This is a genomic window from Paraburkholderia terricola, from assembly GCF_003330825.1.
GTDB classification, from domain to species: Bacteria; Pseudomonadota; Gammaproteobacteria; order Burkholderiales; family Burkholderiaceae; genus Paraburkholderia; species Paraburkholderia terricola.
Window position 1 is genome coordinate 2,080,593 of the sequence record NZ_CP024941.1, and the last position, 12,800, is coordinate 2,093,392.

Genomic DNA, 12,800 nt, shown 5'->3' on the forward strand with positions numbered 1-12,800 from the left:
CGCTCCGGTTCATGGAGCGATATACCGACATACGCGGGCGCGGCCGCATCGCGCGACGCGCTTGCCCGCGGCCGGCTCGCCTGGGAGCGCGAGCCGGCCCTCACCCTCACACCGGCTTGATGTCCGCCGCCTGCTTGCCTTTCGGCCCTTGCTTGATTTCGAAGCTGACCTTCTGGTTTTCCTGCAACGATTTGAAGCCCTCGCTGCGGATTTCGGAGAAATGCGCGAACAGGTCTTCGCCACCGTCATCGGGTGTGATGAAGCCAAAGCCCTTCGCGTCGTTGAACCACTTCACTGTACCGGTTGGCATGTCGATTCCTATGTGTATCCAGGTTGATGGGGCTGCATGTCGCCGTCTTTCGTCCGCTGATTCGACCAGCGCCGGCGCCCCGGGCACTACCGCAGCAGCGCTTCGTGCGCGGTCGATGACGCGGACATTCGCCGGCTCATGCCACTGCGGCTCGACTCTACGCCTCTTTACATGACGTTGCCGTGATGGCTGCCGTGATGGCTGCCGTGACCGCCGCCGTGGCTGCTGCTGTGACTACCTTCGTGAGATTTTCGCCGTGACCTCCGCATGACTTTCGCTATCGCGTCTACTCGCGTCGCAAGACGCGTGCCTCGCGCGAGCCGTGGCAGGCGCCGATGCGATTTCGCGCAATCAGATAAGATAATCGGAATCGGCAATCCACTCTGGTCGCGCAGGTTCATCCGACCGCCACACGGTCGCGCGGCTATCGTTTTCGCCTATCCAGGCTTTCCCACATACAGGAACTCAGCATGGCCATTTCGAGCTATACCGATACCCGACTTCTGATCAACGGCGAGTGGTGCGATGCCGCAAGCGGCAAGACGCTCGACGTCATCAACCCGGCCACGGGCCAGCCCATCGGCAAGGTGGCGCACGCCGGCATCGCCGATCTGGACCGCGCGCTCGCCGCCGCGCAACGCGGCTTCGAAGCCTGGCGCAAGATTCCGGCCAACGAACGCGCGACCACCATGCGCAAGGCCGCGGGCTTCGTGCGCGAGCGCGCCGCCGACATCGCCCGCCTGATGACGCAGGAACAGGGCAAGCCGTTCGCCGAAGCGCGCGTCGAAGTGCTCGCCGCGGCGGACATCATCGAATGGTTTGCCGACGAAGGGCGCCGTGTGTACGGCCGCATCGTGCCGTCGCGCAATCTGTCCGCGCAGCAACTGGTGCTCAAGGAGCCGATCGGTCCGGTGGCCGCGTTCACGCCGTGGAATTTCCCGGTCAACCAGATCGTGCGCAAGCTGAGCGCGGCGCTCGCGAGCGGCTGTTCGTTCCTCGTCAAGGCGCCGGAGGAAACCCCGGCGTCGCCGGCGGGTCTGTTGCAGGCGTTCGTCGACGCCGGCGTGCCGCCGGGCACGGTCGGCCTCGTGTTCGGCGATCCGGCCGAGATTTCGAGCTACCTGATTCCGCATCCGGTCATCCGCAAGGTGACGTTCACCGGCTCCACGCCGGTCGGCAAGCAATTGGCCGCACTCGCCGGCGCGCACATGAAACGCGCCACGATGGAACTGGGCGGTCATGCGCCGGTGATCGTCGCCGAAGATGCCGACGTGGCGCTCGCCGTGAAAGCGGCCGGCGGCGCGAAATTCCGCAATGCGGGCCAGGTGTGCATCTCGCCCACCCGCTTCCTGGTGCACAACAGCATCCGCGAGGAGTTCGCCGCGGCGCTCGTCAAGCACGCTGAAGGTCTCAAGCTCGGCGACGGTCTCGCGGAAGGCACGACGCTCGGGCCGCTCGCCAACGCGCGCCGTCTCAGCGCGATGAGCAAGGTACTCGATGACGCTCGCAAGACCGGCGCCACGGTCGCGACCGGTGGCGAACGCGTGGGCTCGGAAGGCAACTTCTTCGCGCCGACCGTGCTCACCAACGTGTCGCTCGAAGCCGACGTGTTCAACAACGAGCCGTTCGGCCCGATCGCGGCGATCCGCGGCTTCGACAAGCTCGAAGAGGCGATCGCCGAAGCGAACCGGCTGCCGTTCGGCCTCGCCGGCTATGCGTTCACGAAGTCGTTCAGCAACGTGCATCTGCTGTCGCAGCAACTGGAAGTCGGCATGCTGTGGATCAACCAGCCGGCCACGCCTTCGCCGGAAATGCCGTTTGGCGGCGTGAAGGATTCGGGCTACGGTTCGGAAGGCGGCCCGGAAGCGATGGAAGCGTACCTGGTCACCAAGGCGGTTTCGGTGATGGCGGCTTAAGCGGCCTAAGGCTGGTTTTTCAGGCCTCTTCGCTTGCCATGAGGGTCCGCGGGCGTTTGCCCGCGGACCTTTTTTCTTGTGCTCGACCACCAACACGCTTGAACTCATGCAACCCACGCTGACTGGAACCATCGTCGAACTCAGGCCGCTTCGGCGGGAACATGCAAGCGCGCTGCTCGACGCCGCCGCGGACGGTGAACTCTGGAACATGACGCTGACCGTGGTGCCGGGACCGGACACCATCGGCGGCTATCTGGCAACCGCACTCGAAGGATGCGCGGCCGGCACCGTGATGCCGTTCGTGATCGTGAAGCGCGATACGGGCGCGATTGTCGGCAGCACGCGGTTCTGGAAAATCGATCGCGTGAATCGCAAGCTCGAAATCGGCCACACGTGGTTGAGCGCGTCGGTGCAGCGCTCGGCGGTGAACACCGAGGCGAAATATCTGTTGCTGTGTCACGCGTTCGAAGCGATGCAATGCGTGCGCGTGCAGTTCACCACCGACGAACTCAACGAGAAATCACGCGCGGCGATTCTGCGCATCGGCGCGAAGCAGGAAGGTGTGGTCCGGCATGAGCGCATCATGCCGGACGGACGCAAGCGCAACTCGGTGCGCTTCAGCATCATCGATGACGAGTGGCCTGAGGTGAAGGCCGTGCTCGAAGGGAAACTGGGGCGGTGATACGGCCCAGCCACTCCCCGCCAGCACAAAGCTTCACGTTCAAACGTGCGCGTCGCGCTCGCTGAGCGGCTGCGCTTTCGCCACCGTGAACTCCTCGCGCAACGCGTCGCGCGCGTGATGCCGGCGCACCCATAGCGCGGTGAGGATCGGCACGAGAATCGCCGTGACGAGGCAGGCCGTCGCGACCATCGCGGTCGCGGCCGGCACGAGCGGCTTGAAGCTCGGAATCATCTCGCCGATGATCGCGGGGTTCGCCACCGCGGCGCCCGCCGTCGACGAGGCCGCGAGGCCCGCCGCGCCATTGCCGCCCGCGATCCAGCGGTCGGCGAGAATCAGCGGAATGCCGGTCACGACGATCACCGCGAGACCGAGCAGGACGCCCGGCAGACCGCTCTTCGCGATCACGTTCAGGTCGATGCCGTTACCGAGCGCGAAGCCGAAGAACGGAATCAGCGGATGCACGCAGCGGCCGAAGAATTCCCGCAACTCGCTATCGAGGTTGCCCAGCACGAACCCCACGAGAAACGGCAGCACCGCGCCGACGAAAAGCCGCGGCTCGAAGAACGCGACGCCGGCCGCGCCGAGAATGATCATGCTGACGAGCGGCCCCGATTCGACCGACATCAGCACGAACGCGCCCGCCTCTTCCTTGGTGCCGTATTGCTGCATCACTGCGGCATAGAGGCCGCCGTTGGTCATGTCCATCGACGTGGTGATCGCCAGCACCGACAGGCCGGCGAAGAGGCCCGCCTTGATGCCGTCGACGGGAATGAAATGCGAGGCGACGAGCGTCGCGATCCACGCCACCACCATCTTGGTGACGAGCAGCGTGCCCGATTTGCGCAGCACCGTGCCGGTCGCCCGCAGGTCGATCGTCGCGCCCATGCAGAAGAACCACACCGCCAGAATCGGCACGGTGCCGCTGATCAAACCATTGGTAAACGAGCCGAAGTATTTCCCCGCGCCCGGCGCAAACGTGTGGACACAAGCGCCGAGCAGCAACGGCACCAGCATCAGACCGCCTGGAATGCGGTCGATGGCCTTCTTGATCTTCATGCCTCCTCCGTGGACTTCGCGTCCAGTTATCGGGTGGGTTACCCGGGGTAATGTCCCGGTCTTACGCCGGGCTGCTCCCTTTCGGCGCAATATAACATCGTGAAAGGAACACTGTTCCGATTCTCTTTGAATTTCGGATCATCGTTTACCCGAGTGATCCTGAAACACCGCGCCATTACTCGACAGACTCCGCAATATTTTTTGGACCATCGTTCCGAAATGCGAATTCTGCGTTAAAGTCGAGCCCACACACGCGCCTCGATGCGGCATGGCGAGGCGCCCAATCAGACCGGAGACAGAACAATGGAAGTGAGACAGGCCATCAACAGCGAGTACGCAAAGACGCTCGATACCGCGGGGCTGCGCAAGGAATTTCTCGTCGACCAGGTGTTCGAGCGCGACGCGCTGCGGCTCACGTATAGCCACATCGACCGCATCATCGTCGGCGGCGTGTGGCCGGCCACGCGCGCGGTCGAAGTGCCCGCTTCGCTCGGCAAGGCGATCGGCGTCGGCTATCTGCTGGAGCGCCGCGAACTCGGCGCGATCAACATCGGCGGCGACGGCTGGGTCGACGTGGACGGCACGCGTCATATCGTGCGCAACGAAGAGGCGATCTACATCGGCAAGGGCGCGCAAGCCGTCGCGTTCGGCAGCGACGACGTCGCCCATCCCGCGAAGTTTTATCTGAACTGCGCGCCCGCGCACGAGACGCATCCGACCCGCACGATCTCGCTCGCGCAAGCTTCGCCGCAAACGCTCGGCGACCCGGCCACGAGCAACCGCCGCACGATCTACAAGTTCATCGTCCCTGAAGTGCTGCCCACCTGCCAGCTTTCGATGGGCATGACCAAGCTCGAACCCGGCAGCCTCTGGAACACGATGCCGTGCCACACGCACGAGCGTCGCATGGAGGTGTATTTCTATTTCAACGTCGCCGACGACGCCGCCGTCTTCCACATGATGGGCGAGCCGAACGAGACGCGCCATATCGTCGTGCACAACGAGCAGGCCGTGATCTCGCCGAGCTGGTCGATTCACTCGGGCGTCGGCACGCGCGCGTACACGTTCATCTGGGGCATGGTCGGCGAAAACCAGGTGTTCGGCGATATGGACCACATCGCCGTGCGCGATCTGCGGTGATCGACATGACGCTCTCTCTTCACGACAATCCGCGCACGATATGAGCCAGAAAACAGTGAACCCCTTCGACCTGACCGGCAAGGTCGCCATCGTCACCGGCAGCAATACGGGCCTTGGCGCGGGCATGGCGGTGGCGCTCGCGTCGGCCGGCTGCGACATCGTCGGCGTGAGCCGCGGCGACGCCGGCGACACACCCGCGCGCGTGCAGGCGGCAGGCCGCCGTTTCGCGGACGTGCGCGCCGATCTGGCCTCGATCGCGCCTATCGAGGACATCGTGCGCGCGGCCGTCGAGGCATTCGGCCGCGTCGACGTGCTCGTGAACAACGCGGGCATCATCCGCCGCGAAGACGCGCTCGCGTTCGGCGAGGACGACTGGGACGCGGTCATGGACGTCAATCTGAAGAGCGTCTTCTTTCTTTCGCAAGCCGTCGCGCGGCAGTTCGTCAAGCAGCAAGGCGGCGGCAAGATCGTCAACATCGCGTCGATGCTGTCGTTCCAGGGCGGCATACGGGTCGCCTCCTACACGGCGTCGAAAAGCGGCGTGCTCGGTCTCACGCGCCTGCTCGCGAACGAGTGGGCCGTGCGCGGCGTCAACGTGAACGCGATCGCGCCGGGCTACATGGCGACCGCGAACACCGCGGCGTTGCGCGACGACGCGCAGCGCAACGACGAGATTCTCGGCCGCATTCCGGCCGGCCGCTGGGGCACGCCCGACGACCTCGCGGGACCGGTCGTGTTTCTCGCGTCGTCCGCCTCGGACTACGTGCATGGCCATACGCTCGCGGTGGACGGCGGCTGGCTCGCGCGCTAGCTCGGCAGACGGCATCGGAAGCGGTATGCTTCTGATGCGGCGCGCGCGTTGACACGTGGACACGCCGACGCGGCTGACGTAGGCAGGCATCGACAGGGAATGACGGAAATGGCAGCAATGGGCAAGCAGCGCAAGGACGCCGCCACGCACGACGCGGAAAGCGCGGATTGTGTCGGCATGAGCGGTGAATCGGCTTCGTCGGTCGGCCGGGTGTTCGCGATTCTCGGGGCGATCGGCGACAGCGGAGAAATCGGCATCAGCGAACTGTCGCAACGGCTCGGCATGTCGAAAACCACGGTGCACCGCGTGATCCAGACGCTGAAGGCGCTCGGCTACGTGACGCAGGAAATCGAAACCGAGCGCTACCGGCTCACCATTCGTCTGTTCGAACTCGGCGCGAAGGCGCTGGAGAGCGTCGATCTCGTGCGCGAGGCCGACGTCGAGATGCGCCGCATCGGTCAGATCACGCGCGAGGCGGTCCACCTCGGTGCATTCGACGAAGACGCGATCATCTACATTCACAAGATCGACGCCGACTACGGGCTGCGCATGCAGTCGCGCATCGGCCGCCGCAATCCGCTGCACACCACGGCGATCGGCAAGGTGCTGCTCGCGTGGATGGACCCGGCCGAGGCGCGCGAAGTGCTCTCGCACGTGGAATTTCGCAAGTCGACGCAAAAGACGCTCGCTTCCGCCGAAGCCGTGCTGAGCATTCTGCCGCACGTGCGCGAGCAAGGTTACGGCGAGGACAACGAGGAACAAGAAGAAGGGCTTCGGTGTCTCGCGGTGCCGGTATTCGACCGCTTCGGCCGCGTGATCGCCGGCCTGTCGATTTCGTTTCCGACGATGCGCTGCGGCGCCGACACCAAATCGCACTACGTCGCGCTGCTCAAGCAGTCGGGTCTTGCGATCTCCACACGGCTCGGCTATCGGGAAGCGACCGCCGCCGCCGAGCATGCGGCCGCCGAGCCGGGCTGAGCGGCCAGGCCCAACGCGCGGCAGGCATCGAGCGGCGCGAGAGTCGACGCGCCCGCCGCGCGAACATTCAAGGCAGCATCCGCTGCATAACCCGATCCTTCAGCACGAAGCGATGAAAGAGCGCCCCGCCGACGTGCAAGACAATCAGCGCGAACAGCACCCAGGCCAGCACGCCATGAATGTCGCCCATTTCATGAGCGACAGGCGAGCCGACTGGTGCGATCGCCGGATAAGGCAGCACGCCGAATAGCCTGATCAACCAGTCGCGCGAGGATGCATTGGCCCAGCCCAGCACCGGCACGATCACCAGCGCGAGATACAGCAACCCATGCGTGACGTTCGACACGATCCGCAGAGAAGGTGAAACGTCCGCGGGCGCGGGCGAATGCGTGAGACGCCAGACGATTCGCAACGCCACCGCTGCAATCAGCGTGGCGCCCACGCCGAGGTGCCATGCGATCAGGCCGTCCGGCCGCGTGTCCTTGTGAATCTCCGGCATGGTCCAGCCGATCACGAACTGGGCCGAGATCAGCAGGACCACCAGCCAGTGCAAGAACTTCGCTACGCCGTCGTAACCCGCCGTATAAGGGCGAAAAAGATCGGCTTGGTCGGATTGCATTTTCATGAGCGTTTGTCGCCGTCGTTTAGCGGTTGGTTGGGGATGCAGGTCACGCCGGCATAAAGAATCGCGGGCGCATGCGCCGGGTATGCTACACGCGCAACCTTAAGAATTGCTGATGCGCCATCTGTCGGCGCGCTGCACGCGCGAGGCCGCCTGGTCCACTGATAATCGGCTAAAGACGATCTTGCGTCGTTGCGCGAGCGCAAGATCATCCACGCAGTCTGCAACCGAATGTATCCACTGAGCAAAGTCGTCGGCCCCTGAACGCGCCCGGCGGCGCCGGATGCCGCAGCCGTCCTCTTTTCCATAACGCGCTCAACGGGTTGCCGGCAACTGCTTGCCGGCGCATCGCTCCGCCGCGCGCCTTTCCAACGCCCTCCTGCCCACGTCCGCGCTCCGGCGACAGCGGATCGAATCGACACGTCCTGTTACACACGAACACATCGGTAATGCGACGGCTCAGTAGAGTTCGGATCAACAAGGAAAGGGAGCAAGGTCATGAAACGAATTCTCGCGCTGGTCATATTGGCGGTAACGCTCGGCAGCGCCTTGAGCGCTTGCATCGTGGTGCCGGCAGGCGGCGGCTATCACGACCATTACCGCTATCGCGACCGTTACTAAGCCCGCTACTAAGCCGGTTACTAAGCCCGTTACCAAGCTCGATCCGCGCAGTCCCGCATCCCGCGGTGCCAACTCAATCGTAAAACCCGAGAATAAAACATGAGTCATTCACGAAACCGCTGGCTGTCCATGGCGATCGTTGCAGGTCTGGGGATCGGCGCATCGTCGGTCGCGCTCGCGCACGTCGATGTGGGCGTCGGTGTGAACATCGGCGTTCCGGGCGTCGCTTACGCGCCCGAGCCGGTCTATGCGCCACCCCCGCCGGTGTATGCGCCTCCTCCCGTGGTGGTCATCAGCCCCGGCTGGTACGGCGAGCGCTATTACGACGGTCATCGCTATTGGGAGCGGCGCGACTGGGAAGCGCGTCACCGTGGCGGGCGCGAATGGCATGAAGCCCGCGGACCGCGCGGCGACTGGCACGACGGCGGGCGCGGCTACGGCTACGGCGGCCCGCGTGGCGATTGGCGCGGCGATGGTCATGGTCACGGCGAGGGTCGCGGCCACGGCGACCATTGATACGCGGCACCCGGCGGCATCATCGGCCACGCCGGGCCGCACACGCATGAGCGTCACCCACTTTGCAGGAGCGATGATTTGCTAACCAGCGATCCCCGGCGTGTCACCGCGCAAGTCGACGGCGTGCTCATGTGCGCCGAATACAGTGAACTGACCGGCCAATTGTGCTTGCGTCAGGATGGCGCGTTGCTGCGCGAATGGTTTCCGCCTCATTCGTGGATCGCGATTGCATCCGCGGCGGGGGCGCGGCATTGGGGCACGCGGCCGACCGATGAAGATCTGCTCGCGCTGTTGCGCAATGAAGTGACGTTGTTGCGTGGAGCTTAGGTTGGAACTTAGGTTAAAACTTGGGTGCGAGACGGACGAAGCACGCGGCGAGGTGCTCGCCGCGTGCTTCGCTGAATGCTTCGTTGACTGCTTCAACGCGCGTTATAAATCGGCGGCGAATACGAACTGACCGTGGTATCGCGGCCATGTCCGGCTTGCCACGTGCCGTGGCTGCGCGAACCATATCCGCTGGTGTCGGCTTGAGCCGCGTTTTGCGGGTCGGAGGTCCGCGCTTGCGTGGCTTGAACGTCTTGCGAAACCGGCTGAGCGGACGGCTGCGCAAACGAAGCAAGCGGCGCGGCAAGAACGACAGCGATAGCAACAGCTTGAATGAGCGATTTCATGTAACCACCTCCAGGGATTGTCTTTGTACGCGCTGCCGATGCGGCTTGTGTTGCAGCGATGAAGGCAGTGTAGGTGGCCGGCCTTACGGGATAAATCCGCTAATCATGAATTCACTGTTGCTTCGCGCACGACAATGAACAACGTGCTGATCGGGCGTTCCTTCGCACGCACTCGGCGCCGGACACATTCAATCGCCGACGCCCTCCCCGTTTGCTCTAAACGGCGGCAACCCCCACGTAGTTTTCCGCCATGACCGTGGCTGCCGCGCGTGACGTGGTCACGTATTCGAGTTCGGCCACCTGAAGCTGCTGCTCGAACGGCGACGCGCCTTCGATACGATGCATCATGCTCGTCATCCAGTACGAGAAGTGCTCGGCGCGCCAGATGCGCTTGAGCGCGGTTTCGCTATAGCTGTCGAGCAGATCGGTGCGGTTTTCCACGTAGAACGCCTTCAACGCGCGGGTGAGCACGCGCACATCGGCGACGGCGAGATTCATTCCTTTCGCGCCGGTGGGCGGCACGATATGCGCGGCGTCCCCGGCAAGAAAGAGCCGGCCGTGCTGCATCGTGGCCGACACGAAACTACGCATGCCGACAATGTTCTTTTGAAAGATCTTGCCGTCGACAAGCTTCTGGCCGTCGTGCGAATCGACCCGCGCGTGCAGTTCCGCCCAGATTCTGTCGTCGGACCAATGGTCGACGGAGTCTTTCGGATCGCACTGGAAATACATGCGCTGCACGTTGCGCGAGCGCGTGCTGATCAGCGCAAAACCGCGTTCGTGCCGCGCATAGATCAATTCTTCCGAAGAAGGCGGTCCTTCGCACAAGATCCCGAACCAGCCGAACGGATAAACGCGTTCGAAGTCCTTGCGCAGCGCCTGCGGAATCGACGCGCGCGAGACGCCTTGCGAACCGTCGCAGCCGATCACGAAGTCGCATTGCAGTTCGCATGCTTCACCTTCGTGGCGATAGCGGATCGAAGGCGAGTCGGTCTCGATGTCGTGCAGCGAGGTCTCCGACACGCCGAAACGCAGCGCCCCGCCCGCGGCGATACGCGCCGCGACCAGATCCTTGATGACTTCGTGCTGCGCGTAAACGGTGATCGAATGGCCGGTGAGTCCGGTCAGATCGATGCGCCGCCGCTTGCCCTCGAAAGCGAGTTCGAAACCGTGATGCAGCGCGCCCTCCGCTTTCATGCGCGCGCCGACGCCGGCTTCGGTCAGCAGGTCCATCGTGCCCTGTTCGAGCACGCCGGCGCGAATGGTGGATTCGATCTGTTCGCGCGTGCGCGATTCGAGCACGACGGAGTCGATACCGCGCAAATGAAGAAGATGGGAAAGCAGCAGGCCCGCGGGCCCGGCACCGATGATGCCAATCTGGGTGCGCATGAGTTGTCTCCTGAATGCGGCGATTGATTTGCGCCCAGTTTGACGATCATGCGCGGTATCGCGCAACGCGATATGGCGGATATGCCGTATGCCGATTCAAGATAGCAAGTCGACGTGCGAGCGTGGCGCCGAGGTGCACGTATGCACTCGAACGCCCTGCCGACAGAGCTTGCGGTCTCCTGCAACGATCACTGCTGTTCCACATCGCTTTAGCCGATCTCAAGGTAAACCCCGAACGGCAACCGGCTCCACCATTACGCAAGAAACAGGCGATACACGGGGTTTTGCGTCTCTTCCCAGTACGGATACCCCAGCGTCGCGAGAAAGCGTCCGAACTCGCTGTTCTCGCTGTCGGGCACCTGAATGCCGACGAGAATCGAGCTGTAGTCCGCGCCCTGGTTGCGATAGTGAAAGAGGCTGATATTCCAGTTCGGCGCCATCGACGACAGGAACTTCATCAGCGCGCCCGGCCGCTCGGGAAACTCGAAGCGGAACAGCCGTTCGTCATGCGCGAGCGGCGAGCGGCCGCCGACCATGTAGCGGATGTGCTGCTTCGAGAGTTCATCGAAGGTCAGGTCGACGGTCGCGAAGCCGTGCGCTTCAAAGGCGCCCGCGATCTGCGCGGACTCGCTGCGGTTCCTGATCTGCACGCCGACGAAGATATGCGCCGAGCTCGCGTCCGCGATCCGGTAGTTGAACTCGGTGACGCTGCGCGTGCCGACCAGTTCGCAGAAGCGCCGGAAGCTGCCGCGCTCCTCGGGAATCGTCACGGCGAACACCGCCTCGCGCGCTTCCCCCACTTCGGCGCGTTCGGCCACGAAGCGCATGCGGTCGAAATTCATGTTCGCGCCCGACGTGATCGCGACCAGCGTCTGGTTCTCGATGCCTTCGCGCTCGGCATACTGTTTCGCGCCGGCCACCGCGAGCGAGCCGGCGGGCTCGAGCACGCTGCGGGTGTCCTGGAACACGTCCTTGATCGCCGCGCACAGCGCATCGGTGTTCACGAGCAGCACGTCGTCGAGATACTCGCGGCACAGGCGGAAGGTTTCCTCGCCGACCAGCTTCACCGCGGTGCCGTCCGAGAACAGGCCGACCTCGTTCAGCGTGACCCGCTCGCCGGCTTTCAGCGACGCGGCCATCGCGCACGAATCGTCGGTCTGCACGCCGATCACCTTGATCTCCGGGCGCACCGATTTCACGTACGCGGCGACGCCCGCCGCGAGTCCGCCGCCGCCGATCGGCACGAAGATCGCGTGAATCGGTCCCTGATGCTGGCTGAGAATTTCCATCGCGACGGTGCCCTGGCCGGCGATCACATACGGATCGTCGAACGGATGCACGAAGGTCAGGCCGCGCGCTTCCTGCAACGTCAGCGCATGCGCGTACGCATCGCTATACGACTCGCCGGACTGCACCACCTCGACGGTCGGCCCGCCATGCGCGCGCACCGCATCGACCTTCACCTGTGGCGTCGTCACCGGCACGACGATGATCGCCTTCACGCCCAGCCGTGTCGCCGACAGCGCCACGCCTTGCGCATGATTGCCCGCCGACGCGGTGATTACCCCGCGCTCCAGCGCCTCGGCCGGAATGTGCGCCATCTTGTTGTACGCGCCGCGCACCTTGAACGAGAACACCGGCTGGTTGTCCTCGCGCTTCAGGTAGACCGGATTGCGCAGGCGCGCCGACAGATTCGGCGCGCGTTCCAGTTCGGTCTCGCGTGCCACGTCGTAGACGCGCGCGGTCAGGGTTTTCTTCAGGTAGTCGTGGCGCAGCGCCACGCTGTCGGCGGCTTCGGCAACCTGGTCGAGTTCGAATAGCGGCAAGGCAAGCTCCTGTGCGGCAAAAACGGATCAGCAGAGAGAGAGAACCAGGAGGCAGGCACGCGGACATAAAAAAACCCGCCTCGTGGGGCGGGTTAATGTGTCACTGCAAGCCGACGCGCGCTAACCCACCATTCGATGAATGATGCTAATAATCAGCGCAATACGGATGTCGAGGCAGTTCATGCGCCGGATCATCGTTGAGCTCGCGATGTTTGTCAAGGACGGTGCGCCGCCTGGGCGGCGCGCAAAACCGTATCGGACA

The 12,800-nt window shown here is 64.0% G+C and carries 14 protein-coding genes; 8 read left to right on the forward strand and 6 right to left on the reverse strand.

The genetic code is table 11. From position 1 onward, the window contains the following. Positions 1 to 106: 106 nt before the first annotated feature. Positions 107 to 310 (reverse strand): cold-shock protein, encoded by a 204-nt coding sequence (locus tag CUJ90_RS09340; protein WP_007181784.1) that lies wholly within the window; start codon positions 308 to 310, stop codon positions 107 to 109. 470 nt (positions 311 to 780) lie between these two features. On the opposite strand from CUJ90_RS09340, the gene CUJ90_RS09345 reads away from it, so the two are divergent. After that, positions 781 to 2,226 carry an NAD-dependent succinate-semialdehyde dehydrogenase gene (locus tag CUJ90_RS09345; RefSeq protein WP_114162514.1) on the forward strand — a complete coding sequence of 482 codons (1,446 nt, stop codon included), beginning with the start codon at positions 781 to 783 and terminating at the stop codon, positions 2,224 to 2,226. 106 nt (positions 2,227 to 2,332) lie between these two features. Continuing rightward, the gene (locus tag CUJ90_RS09350) at positions 2,333 to 2,908 is read left to right on the forward strand and encodes a GNAT family N-acetyltransferase (protein WP_114162515.1); all 576 of its coding nucleotides are present in this window, start codon (positions 2,333 to 2,335) and stop codon (positions 2,906 to 2,908) included. A gap of 39 nt (positions 2,909 to 2,947) precedes the next feature. Here CUJ90_RS09350 and kdgT read toward each other — a convergent pair whose 3' ends face one another. Continuing rightward, positions 2,948 to 3,964, reverse strand: coding sequence for a 2-keto-3-deoxygluconate transporter (kdgT, locus tag CUJ90_RS09355; protein WP_114162516.1), 1,017 nt, complete (start codon positions 3,962 to 3,964; stop codon positions 2,948 to 2,950). 303 nt (positions 3,965 to 4,267) lie between these two features. On the opposite strand from kdgT, the gene kduI reads away from it, so the two are divergent. The 3 genes from kduI to kdgR all read left to right on the forward strand — a co-directional run bounded on the left by kduI (position 4,268) and on the right by kdgR (position 6,893). Further along, on the forward strand, positions 4,268 to 5,104 hold the full coding sequence (gene kduI, locus CUJ90_RS09360) for a 5-dehydro-4-deoxy-D-glucuronate isomerase (protein WP_073432815.1): 837 nt from the start codon (positions 4,268 to 4,270) through the stop codon (positions 5,102 to 5,104). 40 nt (positions 5,105 to 5,144) lie between these two features. After that, a complete protein-coding gene (kduD, locus tag CUJ90_RS09365; protein ID WP_114162517.1) occupies positions 5,145 to 5,915 on the forward strand; it encodes a 2-dehydro-3-deoxy-D-gluconate 5-dehydrogenase KduD in 771 nt (256 codons plus the stop codon). A 108-nt stretch (positions 5,916 to 6,023) separates the two neighbouring features. Next, positions 6,024 to 6,893 (forward strand): DNA-binding transcriptional regulator KdgR, encoded by an 870-nt coding sequence (gene kdgR, locus CUJ90_RS09370; RefSeq protein ID WP_114163504.1) that lies wholly within the window; start codon positions 6,024 to 6,026, stop codon positions 6,891 to 6,893. A 67-nt stretch (positions 6,894 to 6,960) separates the two neighbouring features. Here kdgR and CUJ90_RS09375 read toward each other — a convergent pair whose 3' ends face one another. Next, the gene (locus CUJ90_RS09375) at positions 6,961 to 7,518 is read right to left on the reverse strand and encodes a cytochrome b (protein WP_374710298.1); all 558 of its coding nucleotides are present in this window, start codon (positions 7,516 to 7,518) and stop codon (positions 6,961 to 6,963) included. A 495-nt stretch (positions 7,519 to 8,013) separates the two neighbouring features. Here CUJ90_RS09375 and CUJ90_RS33590 point away from each other — a divergent pair, with 495 nt between their 5' ends. The 3 genes from CUJ90_RS33590 to CUJ90_RS09385 all read left to right on the forward strand — a co-directional run bounded on the left by CUJ90_RS33590 (position 8,014) and on the right by CUJ90_RS09385 (position 8,979). Continuing rightward, on the forward strand, positions 8,014 to 8,136 hold the full coding sequence (locus tag CUJ90_RS33590; RefSeq protein WP_268802013.1) for a hypothetical protein: 123 nt from the start codon (positions 8,014 to 8,016) through the stop codon (positions 8,134 to 8,136). A 99-nt stretch (positions 8,137 to 8,235) separates the two neighbouring features. Then, entirely contained in the window at positions 8,236 to 8,652 is a 417-nt protein-coding gene (locus CUJ90_RS09380; RefSeq protein ID WP_114162518.1) for a hypothetical protein, read from the forward strand. A gap of 78 nt (positions 8,653 to 8,730) precedes the next feature. After that, entirely contained in the window at positions 8,731 to 8,979 is a 249-nt protein-coding gene (locus CUJ90_RS09385; RefSeq protein ID WP_114162519.1) for a hypothetical protein, read from the forward strand. Between the two features lie 92 nt (positions 8,980 to 9,071). Here the strand turns inward: CUJ90_RS09385 and CUJ90_RS09390 are convergent, their stop codons facing one another. From CUJ90_RS09390 to ilvA, 3 genes are all read right to left on the reverse strand, one after another. Then, positions 9,072 to 9,323 (reverse strand): hypothetical protein, encoded by a 252-nt coding sequence (locus CUJ90_RS09390; protein WP_114162520.1) that lies wholly within the window; start codon positions 9,321 to 9,323, stop codon positions 9,072 to 9,074. A gap of 216 nt (positions 9,324 to 9,539) precedes the next feature. After that, a complete protein-coding gene (locus CUJ90_RS09395; RefSeq protein ID WP_073432825.1) occupies positions 9,540 to 10,712 on the reverse strand; it encodes a 4-hydroxybenzoate 3-monooxygenase in 1,173 nt (390 codons plus the stop codon). A gap of 254 nt (positions 10,713 to 10,966) precedes the next feature. Continuing rightward, on the reverse strand, positions 10,967 to 12,538 hold the full coding sequence (gene ilvA / locus CUJ90_RS09400) for a threonine ammonia-lyase, biosynthetic (RefSeq protein ID WP_114162521.1): 1,572 nt from the start codon (positions 12,536 to 12,538) through the stop codon (positions 10,967 to 10,969). Positions 12,539 to 12,800: the final 262 nt, after the last annotated feature.

What these genes read in the sequence shown, in the direction of transcription:
- CUJ90_RS09345 (WP_114162514.1), top strand. Translation starts at nt 781, where the DNA reads ATGGCCATTTCGAGCTATACCGATACCCGACTTCTGATCAACGGCGAG.
- CUJ90_RS09340 (WP_007181784.1), bottom strand. Translation starts at nt 310, where the DNA reads ATGCCAACCGGTACAGTGAAGTGGTTCAACGACGCGAAGGGCTTTGGC.
- CUJ90_RS09375 (WP_374710298.1), bottom strand. Translation starts at nt 7,518, where the DNA reads ATGAAAATGCAATCCGACCAAGCCGATCTTTTTCGCCCTTATACGGCG.
- CUJ90_RS09395 (WP_073432825.1), bottom strand. Translation starts at nt 10,712, where the DNA reads ATGCGCACCCAGATTGGCATCATCGGTGCCGGGCCCGCGGGCCTGCTG.
- kdgR (WP_114163504.1), top strand. Translation starts at nt 6,024, where the DNA reads ATGGCAGCAATGGGCAAGCAGCGCAAGGACGCCGCCACGCACGACGCG.
- CUJ90_RS09380 (WP_114162518.1), top strand. Translation starts at nt 8,236, where the DNA reads ATGAGTCATTCACGAAACCGCTGGCTGTCCATGGCGATCGTTGCAGGT.
- CUJ90_RS09390 (WP_114162520.1), bottom strand. Translation starts at nt 9,323, where the DNA reads ATGAAATCGCTCATTCAAGCTGTTGCTATCGCTGTCGTTCTTGCCGCG.
- kdgT (WP_114162516.1), bottom strand. Translation starts at nt 3,964, where the DNA reads ATGAAGATCAAGAAGGCCATCGACCGCATTCCAGGCGGTCTGATGCTG.
- CUJ90_RS33590 (WP_268802013.1), top strand. Translation starts at nt 8,014, where the DNA reads ATGAAACGAATTCTCGCGCTGGTCATATTGGCGGTAACGCTCGGCAGC.
- CUJ90_RS09350 (WP_114162515.1), top strand. Translation starts at nt 2,333, where the DNA reads ATGCAACCCACGCTGACTGGAACCATCGTCGAACTCAGGCCGCTTCGG.
- kduI (WP_073432815.1), top strand. Translation starts at nt 4,268, where the DNA reads ATGGAAGTGAGACAGGCCATCAACAGCGAGTACGCAAAGACGCTCGAT.
- kduD (WP_114162517.1), top strand. Translation starts at nt 5,145, where the DNA reads ATGAGCCAGAAAACAGTGAACCCCTTCGACCTGACCGGCAAGGTCGCC.